Annotated in this window: 18 protein-coding genes; 6 read left to right on the forward strand and 12 right to left on the reverse strand. The window is 61.4% G+C overall.

Annotation, left to right across the window (positions count from 1 at the left end):
* Together secG and tpiA are read right to left on the reverse strand one after the other, a co-directional pair.
* On the reverse strand, positions 1-456 hold the full coding sequence (gene secG / locus R3F00_RS12135) for a preprotein translocase subunit SecG (protein WP_371282054.1): 456 nt from the start codon (positions 454-456) through the stop codon (positions 1-3).
* Positions 457-461: 5 nt separating this feature from the next.
* Positions 462-1229: a triose-phosphate isomerase gene (gene tpiA, locus R3F00_RS12140; protein WP_371282055.1), complete on the reverse strand. Its 768-nt coding sequence runs from the start codon at positions 1227-1229 to the stop codon at positions 462-464.
* 363 nt (positions 1230-1592) lie between these two features.
* Between tpiA and R3F00_RS12145 the strand changes: the two genes are divergently transcribed.
* Positions 1593-2405: an SDR family NAD(P)-dependent oxidoreductase gene (locus R3F00_RS12145; RefSeq protein WP_371282056.1), complete on the forward strand. Its 813-nt coding sequence runs from the start codon at positions 1593-1595 to the stop codon at positions 2403-2405.
* 134 nt (positions 2406-2539) lie between these two features.
* On the opposite strand, the gene R3F00_RS12150 is transcribed toward R3F00_RS12145, so the two are convergent.
* The 6 genes from R3F00_RS12150 to dksA form a co-directional block, all read right to left on the reverse strand.
* Positions 2540-3022: a TlpA disulfide reductase family protein gene (locus tag R3F00_RS12150; protein WP_371282057.1), complete on the reverse strand. Its 483-nt coding sequence runs from the start codon at positions 3020-3022 to the stop codon at positions 2540-2542.
* Positions 3023-3140: 118 nt separating this feature from the next.
* The gene (locus R3F00_RS12155; protein WP_371282058.1) at positions 3141-6023 is read right to left on the reverse strand and encodes a PQQ-binding-like beta-propeller repeat protein; all 2883 of its coding nucleotides are present in this window, start codon (positions 6021-6023) and stop codon (positions 3141-3143) included.
* Between the two features lie 206 nt (positions 6024-6229).
* Positions 6230-7900 carry a hypothetical protein gene (locus R3F00_RS12160; protein WP_371282059.1) on the reverse strand — a complete coding sequence of 557 codons (1671 nt, stop codon included), beginning with the start codon at positions 7898-7900 and terminating at the stop codon, positions 6230-6232.
* Positions 7901-7917: 17 nt separating this feature from the next.
* Positions 7918-8853, reverse strand: a complete 936-nt coding sequence (locus R3F00_RS12165) for an isopenicillin N synthase family dioxygenase (protein WP_371282060.1) — start codon at positions 8851-8853, stop codon at positions 7918-7920.
* A gap of 88 nt (positions 8854-8941) precedes the next feature.
* Positions 8942-10291 carry a phosphoglucosamine mutase gene (gene glmM, locus R3F00_RS12170; protein WP_371282061.1) on the reverse strand — a complete coding sequence of 450 codons (1350 nt, stop codon included), beginning with the start codon at positions 10289-10291 and terminating at the stop codon, positions 8942-8944.
* Between the two features lie 210 nt (positions 10292-10501).
* On the reverse strand, positions 10502-11476 hold the full coding sequence (dksA, locus tag R3F00_RS12175) for an RNA polymerase-binding protein DksA (RefSeq protein WP_371282062.1): 975 nt from the start codon (positions 11474-11476) through the stop codon (positions 10502-10504).
* 129 nt (positions 11477-11605) lie between these two features.
* On the opposite strand from dksA, the gene yidD reads away from it, so the two are divergent.
* The 3 genes from yidD to R3F00_RS12190 are packed head-to-tail and all read left to right on the forward strand — an operon-like array spanning position 11606 to position 14041.
* A complete protein-coding gene (yidD, locus tag R3F00_RS12180) occupies positions 11606-11875 on the forward strand; it encodes a membrane protein insertion efficiency factor YidD (RefSeq protein ID WP_371282118.1) in 270 nt (89 codons plus the stop codon).
* A complete protein-coding gene (locus R3F00_RS12185; RefSeq protein WP_371282063.1) occupies positions 11868-13202 on the forward strand; it encodes a dihydroorotase in 1335 nt (444 codons plus the stop codon). Before yidD ends, R3F00_RS12185 begins: the two co-directional genes overlap by 8 nt.
* On the forward strand, positions 13199-14041 hold the full coding sequence (locus tag R3F00_RS12190) for a M23 family metallopeptidase (RefSeq protein WP_371282064.1): 843 nt from the start codon (positions 13199-13201) through the stop codon (positions 14039-14041). Before R3F00_RS12185 ends, R3F00_RS12190 begins: the two co-directional genes overlap by 4 nt.
* A gap of 6 nt (positions 14042-14047) precedes the next feature.
* On the opposite strand, the gene R3F00_RS12195 is transcribed toward R3F00_RS12190, so the two are convergent.
* The gene (locus R3F00_RS12195; protein ID WP_371282065.1) at positions 14048-14263 is read right to left on the reverse strand and encodes a hypothetical protein; all 216 of its coding nucleotides are present in this window, start codon (positions 14261-14263) and stop codon (positions 14048-14050) included.
* A 436-nt stretch (positions 14264-14699) separates the two neighbouring features.
* Positions 14700-15305 carry a class I SAM-dependent methyltransferase gene (locus R3F00_RS12200; protein ID WP_371282066.1) on the reverse strand — a complete coding sequence of 202 codons (606 nt, stop codon included), beginning with the start codon at positions 15303-15305 and terminating at the stop codon, positions 14700-14702.
* A gap of 200 nt (positions 15306-15505) precedes the next feature.
* On the opposite strand from R3F00_RS12200, the gene R3F00_RS12205 reads away from it, so the two are divergent.
* Complete coding sequence (locus tag R3F00_RS12205; protein ID WP_371282067.1) at positions 15506-16804, forward strand: polyhydroxyalkanoate depolymerase; 1299 nt, start codon at positions 15506-15508, stop codon at positions 16802-16804.
* Positions 16805-16832: 28 nt separating this feature from the next.
* On the opposite strand, the gene R3F00_RS12210 is transcribed toward R3F00_RS12205, so the two are convergent.
* On the reverse strand, positions 16833-17744 hold the full coding sequence (locus R3F00_RS12210; protein ID WP_371282068.1) for a sensor domain-containing protein: 912 nt from the start codon (positions 17742-17744) through the stop codon (positions 16833-16835).
* The gene (locus R3F00_RS12215; RefSeq protein ID WP_371282069.1) at positions 17741-18121 is read right to left on the reverse strand and encodes a PadR family transcriptional regulator; all 381 of its coding nucleotides are present in this window, start codon (positions 18119-18121) and stop codon (positions 17741-17743) included. Before R3F00_RS12215 ends, R3F00_RS12210 begins: the two co-directional genes overlap by 4 nt.
* Positions 18122-18512: 391 nt before the next feature.
* On the opposite strand from R3F00_RS12215, the gene R3F00_RS12220 reads away from it, so the two are divergent.
* The gene (locus R3F00_RS12220; RefSeq protein WP_371282070.1) at positions 18513-19466 is read left to right on the forward strand and encodes a peptidylprolyl isomerase; all 954 of its coding nucleotides are present in this window, start codon (positions 18513-18515) and stop codon (positions 19464-19466) included.
* Positions 19467-19507: the final 41 nt, after the last annotated feature.

Genomic DNA, 19507 nt, shown 5'->3' on the forward strand with positions numbered 1-19507 from the left:
TCAATCTCCGTCCTTCCCCGCTGTATCCGGCTGCGGTTCCGCAGGCGCGACGGCTGCAGGGGCCGGCGTGTCCGTGGATAGTGCAGGCGCCGGCGCTGGCACGTCCGTCGAACCCGGACTTGCCTGGACGGCTGCCGGCACATCGCCGGTGGCCGGCTCACTGCTTTCCGGAGCCACGCCTGCCATCACGCCAAGATCATCCGTACTGCCCTCAACGAGAGCGGGACGGCTGTGATACATGCCCATGCCGAGGCTGAGCAGGAAGAACAAACCGGCCAGAACTGCCGTGCTGCGCGAAAGGAAATTCGCTGAACCGCGCGCACCGAAGACAGTCGAGGAAGCGCCACCGCCGAATCCGGAGCCTGCATCGGCACCGGCGCCGCGCTGCATGAGGATCAGCGCGATCATCGCAACGGCAATCAGCACATAGAAAACTTGGGCAATGATCGAAAGCATCTGAATCAGGAATCCTGGTTTGCGGCAGACGCTGCCGCCGCGCAAATAGCAATAAAATCGGCCGCCACCAACGAAGCGCCGCCAATCAGCCCGCCGTCAATATCGGGTTCGGCAAACAGTTCGGCAGCATTGGCGGCCTTTACGCTGCCTCCGTAAAGGAGCCGCAGCGAGCTCGCTATTCTAGCATCCTGCCCCGCAAATTTGTCACGCATGAACGCATGAACCTGCTGGGCCTGTGCCGGCGAGGCCGTCTTTCCGGTGCCGATCGCCCAGACCGGCTCATAGGCCACTACCGCCCCTGCGAATGCGGATAGTCCGGCCAGATCGAGCACGGCATCCAGCTGCGCCGCCACGATAGCCTCGGTTTCGCCGGCCTCCCGGTGCTCCAGCAGTTCCCCCACACAGAGGATCGGAACCAGCCCGGCAGCCTGGGCTGCGACAAACTTTCGCGCCACAACCTCGTTGGTCTCGGCATGGTACTGGCGCCGCTCGGAATGCCCGACCAGCACATAGGTGCAGCCGACATCGCGCAGCATTGCGCCCGCCACTTCGCCGGTGTAGGCGCCCTGAGCATGTTCACTGAGGTCCTGGGCGCCAAAAGCCAGGCCATCTCCGGCATGGGCTGCGACCAGCTCGGCCAGATAGGGGAACGGAGGAATCACGGCAACATCAGCGTCTTTCGGCACGGATTGGGCCACGGCAGCGACCAGCTCGGTCGAATCGGCACGAGCACCATGCATCTTCCAGTTTCCAGCGACGAGTTTGCGGCGCATGTCTGGGCCTTGCCTGCCTGAGGGTCGCGAAGGATAGCCGCGGCTTGGCCTGCCGGCAAATATTCGAGCGCGAGCGGTTGGAGCGTGGCGCAATCGAGCCTGGGACACCGCCGCAGGTTGGCAGTGAGCGTAGCGAACCCCAACGGTTGGGAAAGTTGCCCCTTCCCTGAAGCCAGATTCATCGAGGAACCTGGACATCGTGAGCGAACGGGATCCCTTTCTCGGGGCGTTCCCTCAGCCCCACCCGAGTAAAGCGCGTCAACACCCTCGCTGGCAACGCGCTCTTTGCTTTCGGTTCGCCTACTCCCCACTCCCGCTCTACTGAGGCTACCCTTGCAATCCGTATTCATCAGGCGGCAGGACATGAACCCAGGCAAGGGCTACGCCCTCATAACAGGTGCCTCGGCCGGCATTGGCGCGGCTTTTGCCCGTGAGTTGGCCGCTCGCGGCCACCCTCTCGTGCTGACCGCCCGTCGCGCAGATCGGATGCAGGCGCTGGCGCATGAGCTGGAAGCGGCGAACGGCATCAAGGTCAAGGTCATCGCCTGCGATCTTGCCGATCCCGCTTCCCCACGCGACCTCTGCGAACAGATCGACCGGCAGGGACTTGCCATCGACATGCTGGTCAACAATGCCGGCTACGGCGTCACCGGCTACTTCCTGAGCCAGCCCTGGAAGACCCAGGCCGACTTCATCCAGGTCTTGATGACCGCACCGACCGAACTCTGCCACAGGCTGATGCCGGCCATGCTTGAGCGTGGGCACGGTCGAATCATCAATGTCGCCTCGCTTGCCGGACATATTCCCGGGTCCGCAGGCCAGACACTATACGCCGCGGCCAAATCCTACCTGATCAAGTTCTCCCAATCGCTGAGCCTCGAATACGGCCACAAGGGAATCCATACCTGCGCCCTGTGCCCGGGCTTCACCTATTCGGAATTCCACGACGTGACCGGATCGCGCGCAATGATGTCGAAGCTGCCGGGCTGGATGTGGATGGATGCCGAATCCGTGGTTCGCCAGGGGCTCTATGCCGTCGAGCGCGGCGAGGCGGTCTATATCAACGGCCGCATCAACCGGATGATCAAGTCCGTGGCCAAGCTTCTGCCGGATCGCATGGTTCTGCGAATGATGGCTCGGCAATCCAGAAAGTTCAGGAAGTCATCGCCCGATTGATATTTGAATGCGTGCCCGATTTTTCGCAGGAGCAGGCTTCAGCCACGATGCTCTTCTGGAGAGATGCAAACAGGAGCATCGCGGCTGAAGCCCGCTCCTACTCGAAAAGAACAGAACAGCGTTGCCCCAGGTACTTATTCTTCAAGCAGCTCGTTGATCTCATCGACGATGCGCGGAAGCATTTCATCGGAATAACCGATGTGGGTGAAGGCAACCTTGCCCTGCTTGTCGATCATCAGCATGTGCGGCAATCCGCTCACGCCATAGGCAGCGGAAACATCGGGATTGCCGCGGTCCACCGTCATGGTCAACTGGAAGTCCTTCATCTTGCGCCGCATCGCGCGGTACTTGTCCTGATCGGTGTCGGTATTGATGGCGACCACGGCTACACGATCCGGTCCCAGTTTTCGCTGGACGTTTTCGAGTACCGGCAATTCCTTGAGGCAATAGCCGCACCAGGTCGCCCAGAAGGTCAGCACGACGACCTTGCCGCGATAGTCGCTGATCTTTACTTCGCGCTTGTCCTTGTCAACACCCAGCGAATCGGGAGGAACATCACCCCACTCCAGCCTTGCCTCCGCAGTACCCGAGAACGCAAACATGATTATCAGAAACAAGGCAGGTAGCAGGCGCATAAGCGAACACTCCATTGAAGGCAGGATTCGGGCAGCAGATCTGCTGCCAATCCATCAAGCATCGTTTCCCTAATGCGCCACTCTATCCGCGAAGTCGGCTTCAGTGTGAACCGCTACTGTCGAACCCGTCATGGAACAAGCTTTGCGACGTGCGGACCAGCACCGCGTTATCGGTGCTGTCGATTTCGAGCAGTCCTGTTGGCCCCTGCACGACAGCGCCCAGGGCCGGTTCGGGGTCGTCGCCATCCAGCACCTGCACTTCGCCCTGGATTTCGATGCCCGCGCCGGGTAAGAGGTTGAAGGTTGCCGTGAGGTCACCATCCCGCATATCAATTGCACAGCTGTCCTCGCCACCAGTCGAGCAAGACAGGTCTGTCACCGCACCACCCCAGGGCAGGGAGACATTCAACTGCAGGCCATCGATTGCGACGTCGCCCTCGTAGGCCACGTTGACGACGAATGGCAGTCTTTCTCCGCTCATGTACGACCCGCCTGGGACACTCGCGGAAATCGAGACATTGCCCTGAGCATGAATTGAAACATCGAACAGGCCTGCCCCTCCGGTCAGTACCGCAGGCATGTCACGGATCTCGGTACCTGCAAGGATTCGACCGTTTTCGGGCGGCCCCAGCCATCGGTACGGCGACGCATACTGCCCCTGAATATTTCGCGGGATGATGCCGAGGGCTTGCCGACCAACGAACTGGCCCGTGTCGAGATCGAAGCGGGTCAGCCAGCGCGGAGTAAACTGAACTCCGGAACTGAATTCCCTCAAACGCATCCAGATTCCGCCTTGCGGCGTGATCCCTACATTGTCGATGCGCAGACTGGAGTCGGTTCCAGAACCCGGAAACCAGCGTTCGTAGGTTCCGCTGCCGTCGGTATGCAGCAAGGCTACCATCGACGTTGTGATGGTCAAATCGCCTGCATAGTAGGAAACCTGCAGCAGATTTCCATCCGGCAATGCATGGGTCGTCGGGTTTGAGCATCGACTCGGCTGACACGACAGTGCAGGCGCCGGCCCGGACCAGAGAATGATGCCGGTTTCTCCTTCAATCTTGCCCCAGCGCCTGAATCCGTTGACCAGGATGTCGCCGTCGTCGGTCGCATGCAGCCAGAAGATGCTGTCGAAACTGCTCAGATCCGCGCTCCATTTCACAGCACCCGAGTCGCCGTCCAGCCGCAGCAGTTGGAAACCTTCGGACAGAATCACGTCATCGCCAAGCAGTTCGAATTCGGGTATTTGAAGATAGGGCGGCTCCATCTGCGTAACCAGTTCGTAGCCGCGAGTCCACAGCAACGAACCATCCAGTGCGGCAAGTTTCCTCAACTGATAGCGCGCGCAGATATCTGGAAACACGCACTCCACATAGGTCGCCAACGAGACCAGCACGTTGCGATCGGCATCGATGCGCGGATTCGACAAGCTCGTGCTTGTCCAGACCTCGCCGTCTTCACCGACCCCGCTGCGCCAATGAGGCGCGCCCGTCATGCTGTCCCAGGTTGATACAGCGATGGCCTGGCCCGAATCGGATCGCTGCGCAAGTACGGCCGCAACAAGTCCGCTGGATGCAGACAGGATCGCGCCCGGCGGAAAAGTGGTGTCGGCATCTGACGGATCGATCAGCGGCTCTGACCGAGTCCAGCTTTCCACGCCTGTGCCCGCATCAACGCTGCGCAGCCGAAAGCGTGTGAGGACAGGATCCTGCTCGGCATGGATGGAATAGAGGCTCTCACCATCCACTGCGAATTCTGGCCAGACGCCCTGAGTCGTCGCCTGCACGCCGACCTGTTCGACAGCTTGCCCCGTATCGAAATCCATCCACTGCACCAGCGGCGCGGGTTGCGAGGGCAAGGACTCGACCCTCGCAACAGCGAGGAAACGGCCCTGGTCGAGTCCGCCAAAACCCAGCCATTGATCCACGCCGTGTCCCATTGCATCGCTTGCGGGCAGCTCGCTGATCCAGACTATCGTGCCGTCGGTCGCATGGATTCGCGCCAGTCCTGCCCGGGATTCAATCAGCACGGAATCGCCAACGACTTCGGCATGACCGGACAAGGCGATGGGCGTATTCCACTCGACTTCACCGCTATCTGGCGAATAGCCGATCACGGTTCCGGCAGCCACGGCAACGGGCCGGGGTGGCGTGGTCTGCACGAGAAAGTATTCTGCATTCTGCTCAAGTGATTGCCATAGCGCCGCGCCGCTCTGAGCATCCAGTGCCTGCAAACGGGAAGGTGTAGCAACATATACGCGTCCCGCATCGACACCGAGCAGGCGACCATCCGGGTCCGGCAAGTCGATCTGCCACAGCGGCAGGCCTTGCGGGTCAAGCTTCAGGATCCACGAACTGTCTGTTCCGGAATAGGCATCCACCTGCACGCTGGCGTAGAGGTTCGCATCCGCCGCAAGCGTGAATCCGCTCATCAGGCAGCGCGCGTTCGGGAACGACAGGCGCCTTTGCCAGTTGACCCTCCCGCTGCCTTGCTGCAGCGATGTGATGCCCTCGCAACTGGCAGTAAGCAGACTAGACCCGGCAGCATTGCGGAACCACTGCGCCGGCACGCGACGGGTCCAGACCAGACTGCCATCGGCTGCGATCCGGCTCACCGCTTCGAATCGTTCGCCGGCAACGAAGGCACCACCCTGGGATTCCGCGGCCACGGGCGCTGCGGCGTATCCCTCAGACAAGCCAACGATGGCAGACCAGCGTATCCCTGCATGCGCGGATATTCGGATAACCTGGCCGCTGTAGCCTGCATAAGACATGCTGGAGATGAGAACATCGCCGTCCTCGGCGAAAGTGAGGGCGTACGGAGCATCCTGCAGCCAGCTTGCATAGGGAGCACGGGCGAACGTCGGCGGGGATTGAACAGTCCAGTCTGTGCGCCAAACCGCTGGCACAGCGAGTGCCTGTCCTGCGCACATCGCAAGAACCGTGCATGCGGCGAGCCGAATTCTGCCGGCGGTCTTGAATCCCATGCAGTTTTCCCTGAAACGCTGTTCGTCCTTCGGCTAGATGCTTGCCTCGCTGCCCACTACGGCATTTTCAACCGCTTTCCCGGAGGGCTCCACTACCGCATGACGCTGGTCAGCGAGGATTCGTCGCAGATATTCCACTTTTCACAATACGACGATGCTGGAAACATTGCAGGTCTTCTCGTGCCCAGACCGACCGGATAAAGCGATCACGGGCACTGGCTTGGCGGACGGAAGCAGGCAAATTCAACGGTTCGCCGACCGGCCCGCACTGCATCGCCAATGTCGACGAACGCATTGTCCTTCCATTCCAGGAAGAAGCTGCCGGGTCCGAGATCAGGCTCGGCTCCGGGCGGCAGGTTGACGAAGACGAGGGCGCCGCGGCCCAGGAATATGGGCTGGATCGAGCCATCACCCAATCGCGCAGGTGTGAATGGCGGCTGGCTTGAACGCCCGACCTCGGATGCGTTGACCAGGTAGTACCACGGTGCGGTCTCGGTCTGTATGTAGCAGTTTTCCACGCGCGAAAGATCAGCACTCAAAGCCTTGACGGCCGGGTCAACGTAGAAGCCAAACTGGAGATTCCCGGTGCCCAGCAGATGAATCTGGCAGTCGGCGACCGGAAGATCCAGTTTCGCGATGGCATCGACAGCCGCATTGGCCAACTCGTTCTGGACGATGGTCTGGCTCCGGTAGCTGCGCACGATGTGCTGCGATACCGAGAAAAACGGAATGCAGACCAGCAACACGACCACGGCTGGCAGCCACGCGGCGCCGCGCTTCCCGAGATCCGATACGGGTGGGACCAGCACTGCAACGAGAACGATGGCAAATCCCACCGCAGCCATGAAGTAGTAGCGCGCAGCGAGAACGTCCATGAATGCGTCTGCGCCAAAATCCAGATTCATCAGAACGAGACCGGTGCGCGGCCATTGCACGATCGCGGCAACGGCGATCATGGCCAGTCCGGCGAGCAACGCGCACACGCGGTGGCTACTCCATCCCGAACGCAGGGACTGCAGCATGAACCCGACCATGCCAGCCAAACCCAGCAGCAACATCAACCCGGTCGTCCAACCCAGACGGGGGACCAGGCTCGCGTAGCTTGGCAATTTGGTGATCCAGGCGGTCATCCCGTCCCTGAACAAGTCAGCAGCGGACTTGTAGGCGAACAGCACTTCGGTGCCGCTGGATTCAAGCACGACATGCCGCACCAGCAGCCACAGTGCCACCAGCGCAACCAGCCACAGGCAGACCCACTGATCCTTCCTGAACCAGGACGCCGAATGGTTCACCGGCCACCACCAGAACACGAACGCGGCGGAGATCAGCGCCACCGTGTTTTCCTTCGCGCACAACGCCACTGCGAACAGGCCGAGGCTGGCCGCAAGCGCCGAGCGATCACGGCTCAAGCGAAACCGCCAGGCCTGGCCGAGTGCAAGCAGCCCGAAAATGGCCGCAAGCAGTTCGTAGCGATTGGAGAGCCAGGCGCTGGTCCCGATGGCGACCGGATGCACCGCAAAACCAAGCGCGATGGCGAAGGCCAGTCTCTCCGAACCGCCAATTCGGGTCAGCAGGCGCCACAGCGCCAGCACGACCACTGCCAGCAGGGCCGCATTGAGCAGATAGTGTGGCAAAGGTTCGGCGCCAAACAGACGTTGACTGATCCACCACAGCAACAGGCCCAGGGGTCGATAGTGCAAACCGCCCTCGACATGCTCATGCCAGAACGGCAGCAGCGGATTGTCGAAGAATCTCGGCAAGGCAAGCAGCGAGTAGTCGTCGAATATGAAGGCTCCGCCGAGCGCGCTGCGCATGGCCAGCAAACCAGCAACTGCCAGCAAGGCCCCCATCAGAAAACGCATGCGCGGGGAGATCATTCCGGCTTCCTGCGGCATCAGATCAGCTTGATTTCGCGCAGACGCTGGAGCAGGTATTCGTGCGAAGTAATCGAGGTGGGATAACGGCTCGGATTGGCTTCGCTTGTGCAGGATGGCAACACGTCGAGGACCACGTCGGGATTGGGATGCAGGAAGAACGGCACCGAATAGCGTGGCTTGCGCGCAGCGTCGCCTGGCGGATTGACCACCCTGTGCGTGGTCGAAGGATAGACATGGTTGGTCAGCCGCTGGAGCATGTCGCCGATGTTGACGACGATCGCATCGCCCTCGGTCGTGATGGGCAACCACGAGCCATCGCGCGTCAGCACTTCGAGACCGGCGGCACTCGCACCGACCAGCAAGGTGATGAAATTGATGTCCTCGTGCGCCCCGGCACGGACATTCGGAATGTCAGCTGAAGTGATCGGCGGATAGTGGATCGGGCGCAGGATCGAGTTGCCGAAATTGGTCTTGTCCTCGAAGAAATTCTCGGGCAGATCAATATGCAGGGCGAGCGCGCGCAGGACGCGCGTGCCCAGATCATCGAGTGCCGCGTACAGGCCATAGCCATGTTCGCGAAATCCCTCGACTTCGTCCGGCCAGACATTCGCCGGCATCACGCTGGCGAATTTCGAATCGCGTGGAATCTCCCGGCCTATGTGCCAGAACTCCTTGAGATCCGGATACTGCGAATCCTTGGCGGTCTCGATGCCGAACGGCGTGTAGCCGCGTGCGCCACCTGTACCAGGCTGGTGATATTTCAGCTTGACCGCTTCCGGCAAGGCAAAGAACGCCTGGAATACTTCGTAGGCCGCGTCGATGTCGGACTTCGGAATGCCGTGGCCGCTGATGCAGCAGAATCCGAATTCCCGATAGGCTGCCCCCAGTTCATCGACGAAGGCGGCCTGGTCGGTCTCGTAGCGACGAATATCGAGCGTGGGTACGTGCTTCATGGTCGGATCCGGATCTGGCGTTCATGGATTCCGCGATGAGGCATGCACGTCCCCATCCCGAACCAGGTCGGGATTCTTTCACATACGCTCAGGAAAGGCGCCCCTGGGCGGCACGAACCGCACCGGCGAGTTCGTCGACCAGACGCGTGACGGTGTCCTTGTCGCTGGCTTCGACGGTGACGCGTATCAGCGGTTCGGTTCCGGATGGACGCAGGACCACCCTGCCAAGTCCGGCGAGTTGCGTTTGCACGTGGGCAAGGACGCGCTGCACTTCGGCATCCTCGACGATCCTGCTCGTAGCGGTCGCCTCGATATTGACCGTGGTCTGCGGCACCTTGCGCATGCCGGCCGCACTTTCGGTGAGGCTTCGCTCGCTGCGGCCCAGCGCCTCGAGGACCTGCAGTGCGCTAACAATGGCATCGCCGGTCGATACGCGATCCAGGCACAGGATGTGTCCCGATGTTTCGCCACCCAGCACGCCATCATGCTCGCGCAGGGCCTGCATCACATAACGGTCACCCACTTTCGTGCGCATGAACGGCACGCCAAGGGCCGCCATGGCCTGCTCGAGGCCGAAGTTGCTCATCAAGGTGCCGACCAGCGGGCCGCGCAACCGACCTTGTGCATGCCAATCGAGGGCAAGTATGTAGAGTAGCTCGTCACCGTCGACGACCTGCCCCCTTGCGTCAACCATCTGCAGCCGGTCGCCATCGCCGTCAAAAGCGATTCCCAGATCGGCACCCAGCTCGGTGACCGTGCGACTCAGGGTTTCCGGGCTGGTCGATCCGCAGTCGCGATTGATGTTGAGCCCATCGGGTCGGTTGCCGATGGCAGTGACCTTCGCGCCAAGTTCGCTGAACATGTTCGGTGCAATCTGATAGGTCGCACCATGCGCGCAATCGACCACAAGATGGACGCCGTGCAGATTGAAGGAGCGCGCAACCGTCGATTTGCAGAACTCGAGGTAGCGCGCGGATGCGTCTTCGATGCGCATGGCCTTGCCGATCGCCTGCGACTCGACCGTCGAGAAGGGCGCATCGAGTTCGGCTTCAATGGCCAGCTCTACGGCATCGTCGAGTTTTTCCCCGATCGAGGAGAAGAACTTGATGCCATTGTCCTGATGGGGATTGTGTGAAGCACTGATGACGATTCCGGCGTCGGCCCGCATCGATCGTGTCAGGTAGGCGACGCCCGGCGTTGGCATGGGCCCGAGCAGGCGCACTTCGGCGCCGGCGGCAAGCAGGCCGGCTTCCAGTGCCGATTCGAACATGTAGCCGGAAACGCGCGTGTCCTTGCCGATCAGGACGACAGGTCTGTCTTCCTCGCGAGCAAGCACGGCGCCCATGGCGCGCCCCAGCTTGAGCATGAATTCCGCCGTGATCGGCCATTGACCGACATGACCGCGAATGCCATCGGTACCGAAGTAGCGCTTATGCACGGGAATTGGGATTCGAGAGTGGGCAATGGGAAAGCAGGTCGAACGGCGTAGCGCGCCGTTCGACTATCGAGTGTTGGGAAGACCAGCCAATTTTCTGCAAAAGATCAGGGAAACGAGTTCGAGTCGGCGGCAGCAGATTCATCGCGAACCCACCATCGCCCGAAAACCAGTTTTTCCGATTCCCAATTCCCTACTCCCCACTCCCGGCCTTCAATCACCCATCTGCTTCTGGCGGTGTTCCCAGCGTTCCTGCGCGTCCAGGCACAATGTGGCAATCGGGCGTGCATCAAGCCTTTCCAGACCGATGTCTTCGTCGGTTTCCTCGCAGAATCCGTAGCGGCCTTCCTCGATGCGCTTGAGTGCCTTGTCGATCTTGGAAATCAGTTTCCGGTAGCGGTCACGCGTGCGCAGCTCGAGCGAGTTCTCGGTTTCGCGGGTGGCGCGCTCGGCCTCATCGCCCACGTCGCGCACTTCATCACGGAGATTTTCGATGGTCTGCTTCGACTCCTCCACGAGATCTTCACGCCAGCGCTGAAGCTTGCGGCGGAAATACTCGAGGTGGCGAGGATTCATGTATTCCTCTTTCGCCGACGGACGGTAGCCTTCCGGCAATTCGACCACGGCATTGGTCGGCAGCGAGTAGCGGCCGTCCATCATGGTGACGCCTTTTTCCTTGTCCGAGGGCACGGCTCGTGCCTTGCGGCCTGCTGGAGCCCTCGATCTTGCGGGTGTTGCTGTCGTTGTTTCGATCACGGATGGCTTGGTTTTCTTGGTGGATTGGGTTGCAGGCTTCCTGGCCGCACTGCTCTTGACTGGCGCAGCCTTCTTCGCCGTCTTCGCAGCCTTTGCAGATGAGGCAGGGGCTTTCCTGATGGCAGGCTTTTTGGTCGCAGCGACCTTCTTGCTGGCCGCCTTTGCAGGCTTGGTCGATTTGGCGGGTGCTTTCGCCTTCGTCGCAGGCGCGGGCTTCTTGCGTGCCGGAGCAGCCTTCTTGGTGGCTGCGGCTCGCTTTGCTGGCGCTTTCGGCTTGGCAACAGGCTTTGCTTTCGTCTTGCTTGCGGCCTTGGGCTTGGCTTTCGCGGCCTTGGCAACAGGTTTCGCCTTGGCCTTGGCTGCAGGCTTTGAACGCACCGCTGCCTTGGCCGACTTGGTGCCAGCTTTGGATTTCTGATTCGATTTCGCCATTTCCGTCCTTACCTTGTGACTCGGCGGCGGCGTGTTATAGCCTAAGTACCCGCCCCCGGCAACCGCTGTCTGAGTCAGACTTGCGGACGTTGCGGCTCGCCCTTGAGCACACTCAACACTAACATCCTTGTGTCCCGGCTTATCCTCCACCTGCTGGCATTCTACAAGCGCTTCGTGAGTCCACTGCTGGGCTCGCGTTGCCGATTTCACCCCAGTTGCTCCGACTATTCGCGTGTTGCGGTAGCACGTTTCGGTAGTCTGCGGGGCAGCTGGCTGACCGTAAATCGCCTGTTGCGCTGCCAACCCTTGTGCGCCGGCGGCAGTGATCCTGTTCCGATGGATTTCAGCTGGCGACCCTTCCTACGCGAGAAACAGGAGCCTGGACACGATCATGAATGACTGGCTGATTACCAATGCACACCTCGTCAATGAGGGCCGTCGATTCAACGCAGACCTTCGCATTCGCAATGGACGCATAGAACGCATCGATTCCCAACTCGCCGCGAAACCGAACGAGAAGGTCTTCGATGCCGCTGGCCGATGGCTGATGCCCGGCATGATCGATGATCAGGTCCATTTCCGCGAACCCGGACTCGAACACAAGGCCTGCATCGAAACCGAATCGCGTGCCTGCGTGGCGGGCGGCATCACCAGCTTCATGGAAATGCCGAACACCAAGCCGCCTGCGGTCAACAAGGAAGCCCTGGAGTCCAAGTACGAGCGCGGCAGGATTTCGTCACGCGCCAATTACGCATTCTATATGGGCGCGACCAACGACAATCTGGAAGACATCCAGAAACTCGATCCGAAGGCGGCACCCGGCATCAAGGTGTTCATGGGCGCCTCGACCGGCAACATGCTGGTCGACAACCCGGAGACTCTGGACGCGATCTTCCGCGACGCGCCCACACCGATCATCACGCATTGCGAAGACACCCCGATGATCACCGCGAACGAGAACCGCGCACGGGAGCGCTGGGGCGATGACATTCCCGCCGAACAACACCCGCTGATCCGCTCTCGCGAAGCCTGCATCAAGTCCACGGAACTGGCGATCAGTCTTGCCCGCAAGCACGGCACGCGTCTGCACGTCCTGCACATTTCGACTGCGGATGAACTGGCGCTGTTCAGCCCGGGACCGATCTCGGGCAAGCGCATCACGGCCGAAACCTGCGTCCATTTCCTGCATTTCAGTGATGCCGACTACGCGCGGCTTGGACACCGCATCAAGTGCAATCCGGCGATCAAGACGGCAGACGATCGTGCAGCGATCACGCGTGCCCTGGCCGAATATCGCCTCGATGTACTTGCCACCGATCACGCCCCGCATCTTGCCGACGAAAAGGCACAGCCCTACACCCGTGCACCGTCCGGCTTGCCACTTGTTCAGTTCGCCGTGCAGGCAGCGCTGGAACGGGTTTTTGCCGGCGAACTGACTCTTGAGCGCGTTGTCGAGGCGATAACCCACGCCCCGGCCACCCTGTTCAACGTGCGCAATCGCGGATATCTGCGCGAGGGCTATCAGGCCGACCTGACCATCGTCGATCCGGATCGTCCGCACACCGTGACCCAGGCTGAAGTACTTTCCCGTTGCGCCTGGTCACCGTTCGAGGGCGAGACGTTCAAGTCGAGCATTGCCGCTACCTTCATCAACGGCATCCTCGCCTGGAACGATGGCCAGCTCGACGACAGCGTGCGAGGCGAACGCCTCGAGTTTGATCGGTGAGAGCGCGCCTGCTGGCTGCAGCGTTTCTGACGGCCCTGGTTGCGAGTTCCGCGATGGCGGACTCGACGGACTTGCGCGTGGTGTTTCCACCCAGCGCCGCCCAGGGCGCCATGGTGATTGGCAAGGTTCCGGCCGGAAGCACAGTGCATTACGCCGACAGAGATTTGCGCGTGACGCCTTATGGCACGGTCGTTTTCGGAGTTGGCCGCGATGAGACCGGACCCCTGCAGGTGAACGTGCAGCGCCCGGACGGCAGCACGATCGTGGCCGAGATCCGCGTGGAAGCGCACGAATGGCCGATAGAGCGAGTCAACGGGGTTCCGCCGAAAACCGTGGATCCACCACCCGCGATTGCCGCACGCATCAAGCGCGAACAGGCACTGGTCGCGCAGGCGCGTGAGCGTGACGACGAACGGACCGACTTCACCGAGTCCTTCATTCGTCCGGTCGAGGGTCGCATCAGCGGTCGCTTCGGCAATCAGCGCGTCTACAACGGAGTACCGGGTTCCGCCCATTCCGGCATGGACATCGCCGCACCCGGCGGGACGCCTGTCAAGGCGCCAGCCAGCGGCATTGTCACGTTCGCCAACGACGACCTTTACCTGACCGGCGGCACCCTGCTGATTGACCACGGACACGGCATCAGCAGCAACTTTCTGCATCTTTCGCGCATCGACGTCGCCGTGGGTGATCGCGTCGAGCAGGGGCAAGTCATTGCCGCGGTCGGCGCCAGCGGTCGCGCCAGCGGCCCGCACCTGCATTGGGGCATGAGCTGGTTCGCCGTGCGCATCGATCCGCAGCAGGTCCTGGACGCGGCCAAACATTCCGCCAGCCATTGAGACAGTTCATTGCCGGTGCGCCGGCTTGCGGCGCAGGAACGGTTGCTCGATACAGCGATGCGGGAACTGCGCGACGACGATACGCGACGGAAAAACGGAAACCGGCAAGGTCCAGAACCTCGCAGCCGCGGACCAGGAATCCGGCAAGCGCGGGAGAATCACGGGAAGAATCGGCATGTGCCGCAGGTACACGCCGAACCAGATATCGCAGAAACGGCGCACTGGTCGATTCGCAGGCAAACGCCCGGTCGCAACCAGGCGAATCATTCCTGCGCCAGGCCAGATCGCAAGCCATCATGACTGCGACAAGTGCGGCTCCCGCCAGCATGCCGATGATGAACTGGTCGACGCACCCGGGCATCCGTTGCCTGGAAGCGACCCGTGACTGAACCTTTTTATCGCTGAAAGCCGGGTGCATGAAGCAGCGATAGCCATGTGCTGGTCATGAGCCCGGCATGCAGCAGCCAGCCCCCTCGACGCCGGTCGATGAAGTCAGCCATCCGGGGCAGCACCCATCGGAACGAAAACGCGATCGGCAAGGTGAAGCAGGTCGCCCGGATCCGATACAGCAGCACCCACGATGCGGCAAGGCCGCGCGATCCGGCCAGCGCAGACTATTCCGGCCGCCGACGCTGGTCTGCATCGGACGTGGATTCGCTCATCTGTCCGCGCGTTCCAGTTCAGATACCGACCGCTTCAAGTCCGGCGCCAGATAGCAATGCGAGCCACACGCCATCAGCCCGGCCTCGGCAAAGCGTTCGCGATACCACTTTGGCGAGCGCGCAATGAACCCTTTTGTATCCCCGTCGACAGGGTCCCTAGCGGTAAACAGTTCGATGAAGGCGAGACCTGCAAGGAGCTCTGGAAATCCCGACAGGCCCTTGCGCAGTTCAGCGGCTCGCAGGTAGTGGACAACATCGGAACAGACAATCAGGTCGAAACGCCTGTCGAATCGCAACTCGGCCAGATCGGCGAAACGCGCCGGACGCAGATTTCGCGAGCGACCGTAGCGGCGGATCGCATATTCGCTCGAATCCAGCCCCAGATAGTCGATTCCAGGTCGCAAGGCGCGCAGGGGTGAACGCCAGATCCCTTCGCCGCAGCCGATATCCAGAACGTTGGTGATCGTTCGACCCAGATAGTATTCGGCCAGCCCGACAACCATCTGCACCTTGCGCCGGGTCTCCCCGCCCGCCCTGACCCGATGCTTGGGATCGCGATACCAGCGATCGAAATAGGCGCGATCATAGGTTTTTTCTTTCATGGGTTCTGGTCAGGATGCCTGGCGCCCATGGTACAGAGTGCGCAGACAGCGGCGAAGAATCCGGACGGACTGGGCCGCCAGCCCCTTGAAACCGTAGCGGCGCCCCCGGCGACCGGCTGGATCAGCCGATTGTGCACTTGCACATAAACCCGTAAGGCCTAAAGATGGGCGGATTGGTCATCGAATTCAGGGTCCATCGCATGCTTTACCAACTCCACGAACTCAACCGCTCGTTGATGAATCCGCTGGTCGGCTGGTCCGGTGCTGCAGCGCAACTACTGACGGCCAGGGAAAACTGGCTGTCGGGTTTCCCCGGCGTGCAACGACTGGCGGCAGGCTACGAGTTGGCCTACAGGCTCGGCAAGGACTATGAAAAACCGCCCTTCGCCATCGAGTCGGTCACCGCGCACGGTCACGAAACGCCAATCTCCGAGCAGGTTGCGATCGCCAAGCCGTTCTGCAACCTGATTCGCTTCAAGCGCTTCAGCGACGATGTGCAGACCTTGAGCGAGCTGAAGAACGATCCGACCGTGCTGGTCGTCGCACCGATGTCCGGCCACCATTCGACACTGCTGCGCGATACCGTGCGATCACTGCTGCAGGATCACAAGGTGTTTCTGACCGACTGGATTGACGCACGCATGGTTCCGCTGAACCAGGGCGACTTCAACCTCGACGACTATGTCCGCTACATCCAGGAATTCATCCGCCACATTGGCGCCGAAAGGCTGCATGTGATTTCGGTCTGCCAGCCCACCGTGCCGGTGATGGCCGCGATCTCCCTGCTCGCTTCGAGCGGCGAGACCACACCCCTGACCATGACCATGATGGGTGGCCCGATCGACCCGCGCCGCAGCCCGACCAAGGTCAACGATCTCGCCACGACCCAGCCGATCGAATGGTTCGAGAACAACGTCATCCATACCGTGCCGTCGAACTATCCGGGTGCCGGGCGCAAGGTCTATCCGGGTTTCCTGCAGCATGCCGGATTCGTTGCGATGAACCCGAGCCGGCACATGAGCTCGCACTGGGATTTTTACGAGGACCTGCGCCGCGGCGACCTCGAGGACGCGGAAGCCCATCGCAAGTTCTACGACGAATACAACGCCGTGCTGGACATGGATGCGCCGTTCTACCTGGAGACCATCAAGGTGGTCTTCCAGCAGCATCTGCTGCCGCGCGGACTTTGGGAGATCGAAGGCCAGCGCGTCGATCCGGGCGCGATCACGCGCACTGCCCTGCTCACCATCGAGGGCGAACTCGACGATATTTCGGGGCGCGGCCAGACCGAGGCTGCACATGAGTTGTGCTCGGGAATCCCTGCCTCGCGCAAGCAGAATCTTCTTGTCGAGGGCGCCGGCCACTACGGCATTTTCAGTGGCCGCCGCTGGCGCGAGACGATTTACCCGCAGCTGCGCGACTTCATTGCCAGCCACTCGAAAGCGCCTGCATCGGCTTCCCCGAAACCCGCCAGGCGTGCCGGCAAGAAGTCAGGCTGAAGATCCGTCGGCGCCTGCCGCGAGCCCTTCAGGCTGGCTTGACCAGCAGGTGCTTCGCCAGTTGCCCATGCAAGTGGCCGATGCCACGCGCGATGTGCAGCATCACGAACAGAAGCAGGATGCCGAGCGCGAACAGCAACGGCAGTGACCAGACCGGTGCCGACCAGATCTGTATGCCGTCGTTGACGAACTGGATGCCCGTGCCGTCGCCGCCAAACAGGTGCACGAACGGCGCAGCGATCATGCCCAGCGCGAACGACGTGCCGATCGTGACGATGCAGAAATAGACGATGCCGAGTGGCAGCATCAGGAGCATGTAGAACAGGGTGCTCCAGCTGCGCGGATCGGTGAACATGGCGCCGATGCGTTGCCAGATCGAGCCCTCGGTGGCCACTGCCTGCGGGCGTCGCGGCATGCGCACGCCGAGCATGGCTTCGACGATCTTGCCTTCCACGAATGCCAGTGCGCGTACCGTGGCAAAGAACAGGATGATGAACGGAATGCCGATGATCAGGATGGCGAATCCGGCTGAAAGGCTGAGCCCGGTCACCACCCAGGTGAAATAGAAGATGCCGGTTGCCATTGCCAGCACCATGTAGAACAAGGCGGAATAGGCGCGCGGATCCAGGGCCACGCCGAAGAATTTCGCCAGCGGCGACCTTTCCGCTTGTGCAAGCCTGCGCCGCGGACGCAGGGCCTGTTCGACTTCGCCTTCCTTGACGCGGTAGATCTCGGCCACTTCATCGGGCGCTCCGTAGCTGGTGGCGACCTGTGCCAACACGGTTTCCTCGTCCAGTTCTGGATGCTCGGCCAACTCGGCCCGCAGGTGCTCCTCGGCATCATAGAGTGCGTCCTGGATCATGGCCGGATCAGCGCCCTGCAGTTCAGTTCGCAGCTGGTCCAGGTATTCGCGGATGTTTCGTGGAATCGGATGATTCATGGTTTCGCCCCTTGCGATGTCAGGCCTTCAAGCACGCTGTCGATAAAATCCCGTGATGTCTTCCACGAGTTGATCCACTCTTCGAGCACTTCGCGTCCCAGCGCATTGATCCGGTAATAGCGTCGCGGCGGTCCGGACACCGAGGGTTCAACCTCGCTGTCGAGCAGGCCGGCCGCGCTGAGATTGCGCAGCACCGGATAGAGCGCACTCTGCTTGCCTGCCAGTACGCCCTCGCCGCCTTCGCCCAGACGCTTGGCGATCAGGTAGCCATACATGGGCTCGTCGGAGCCGGCGAGTACCGCCAGCAGGACCAGCGATACCGAGCCGGCGGAGAGCTCCTTCTGGAACTTCTTGAGATGGCTTTCCAGTTCTGTCATGGCAACTGCCGTTCATCACGTCATAGCGTTGAAGTGATGATAATATCAACTTCGTACTAGTTAATGGGCCGGAAGTCATGCTCGCTGCTGGTCCAGGCAAGCCCGAGTGATTCGCCGCTTGTCGTGCCAGCACGCAGACCGCTTTCCATCAGCCTCCGTGCAGGCCATCCCTTTCCTGGTCTTTGCCTATGCAAATCAGGGGCAGAACTGGAGGACCAGCCATCCGGCGATTGAATCGCGCCCTGGTCAGCGCCGGGCTGACGGCACAATCGGCGTTGACCAGGGCGCATGCATCCGGAGCTGCCTGCACACGTCTGGACGCCACCCCTCGCGATGGAGCACTCTGGCTTTCAATGGTTTCAACCACCCAGCCCCCTGCCCGAGGTTCATGATGCGCCCCAGCAACGCCCTGCCCGCGATCCTGCACTCGCTCGTCCTGTTCGCCTGCACTGCCTTCGGACTTGAGGTAGTTGCCACTGTGGCAGCCGAGCCGGCAGCGAAGAAGCCGACCATGCAACAGGTCATCGATGCCTCCAGGCCTGCCGACTGGCGCAGGCCGGACCCGGAAAACACGCTCTACATGGAGCTGCCCGGCGGTCGCGTCGTGATCGAACTGGCGACGGCATTCGCGCCGTTGCACGCGGAAAATATCCGTACCCTGGTCAGGCAGAAGTACTTCGACGGGCTGAGCATCCTGCGCGTGCAGGACAACTTCGTCACCCAATGGGGCGATCCGAACGCCGGAGAGGAAGGCAAGGCGCGTTCGTTGGGCGAGGCCAGGACGACCCTTCCCGAAGAATTCAGCCGATCCGCCAGGGACCTGCCTTTCACGCGCCTGCCGGATGGCGATGTCTATGCCGCCGAGGTCGGCTTTTCCAACGGCTTTCCGGCTGCGCGGGATTCAGCGACCGGCAAGGCCTGGCTGACCCACTGCTACGGCATGGTCGGTGCCGGTCGCGGCAACGACGCGAAGTCCGGCAGTGGCGCCGAGCTCTATGTGGTGATCGGCCAGTCGCCGCGTCAGCTCGATCTCAATATCGCCACGGTCGGGCGTGTCATCCAGGGCATGGAGCTGCTCGCTGCGCTGCCGCGAGGCACGGGTGGAGGCGGATTCTACGAAGAAGCCTCGCAGATGCTGCCGATCAAGTCGGTTCGCCTCGCCGCCGATGTCGATGCGAGCGAGCGCAGTGCGCTGGAAATCATGCGTACCGATACGCCCACCTTCAGCGCGCTGGTCGAGTCGCGCCGCAATCGCAGTGACGACTGGTACCTCAGGCCGGCCGGCAAGATCGAGGTGTGCAACGTGCCGATTCCGGTACGGACGGTTGCCGACGAGGCCGGTTGATCTGCCGTCGCGAACAGCATGAGCTCAATCTCGTGAATCCT

The sequence above is a fragment of the Dokdonella sp. genome, assembly GCF_041395345.1.
Classification (GTDB): domain Bacteria; phylum Pseudomonadota; class Gammaproteobacteria; order Xanthomonadales; family Rhodanobacteraceae; genus Dokdonella.

Coding starts and splice junctions, on each gene's coding strand:
- R3F00_RS12185 (WP_371282063.1), top strand. CDS start 11,868: ATGAATGACTGGCTGATTACCAATGCACACCTCGTCAATGAGGGCCGT.
- R3F00_RS12165 (WP_371282060.1), bottom strand. CDS start 8,853: ATGAAGCACGTACCCACGCTCGATATTCGTCGCTACGAGACCGACCAG.
- R3F00_RS12145 (WP_371282056.1), top strand. CDS start 1,593: ATGAACCCAGGCAAGGGCTACGCCCTCATAACAGGTGCCTCGGCCGGC.
- R3F00_RS12155 (WP_371282058.1), bottom strand. CDS start 6,023: ATGGGATTCAAGACCGCCGGCAGAATTCGGCTCGCCGCATGCACGGTT.
- R3F00_RS12220 (WP_371282070.1), top strand. CDS start 18,513: ATGCGCCCCAGCAACGCCCTGCCCGCGATCCTGCACTCGCTCGTCCTG.
- R3F00_RS12210 (WP_371282068.1), bottom strand. CDS start 17,744: ATGAATCATCCGATTCCACGAAACATCCGCGAATACCTGGACCAGCTG.
- tpiA (WP_371282055.1), bottom strand. CDS start 1,229: ATGCGCCGCAAACTCGTCGCTGGAAACTGGAAGATGCATGGTGCTCGT.
- R3F00_RS12205 (WP_371282067.1), top strand. CDS start 15,506: ATGCTTTACCAACTCCACGAACTCAACCGCTCGTTGATGAATCCGCTG.
- R3F00_RS12200 (WP_371282066.1), bottom strand. CDS start 15,305: ATGAAAGAAAAAACCTATGATCGCGCCTATTTCGATCGCTGGTATCGC.
- R3F00_RS12160 (WP_371282059.1), bottom strand. CDS start 7,900: ATGATCTCCCCGCGCATGCGTTTTCTGATGGGGGCCTTGCTGGCAGTT.
- secG (WP_371282054.1), bottom strand. CDS start 456: ATGCTTTCGATCATTGCCCAAGTTTTCTATGTGCTGATTGCCGTTGCG.
- R3F00_RS12215 (WP_371282069.1), bottom strand. CDS start 18,121: ATGACAGAACTGGAAAGCCATCTCAAGAAGTTCCAGAAGGAGCTCTCC.
- dksA (WP_371282062.1), bottom strand. CDS start 11,476: ATGGCGAAATCGAATCAGAAATCCAAAGCTGGCACCAAGTCGGCCAAG.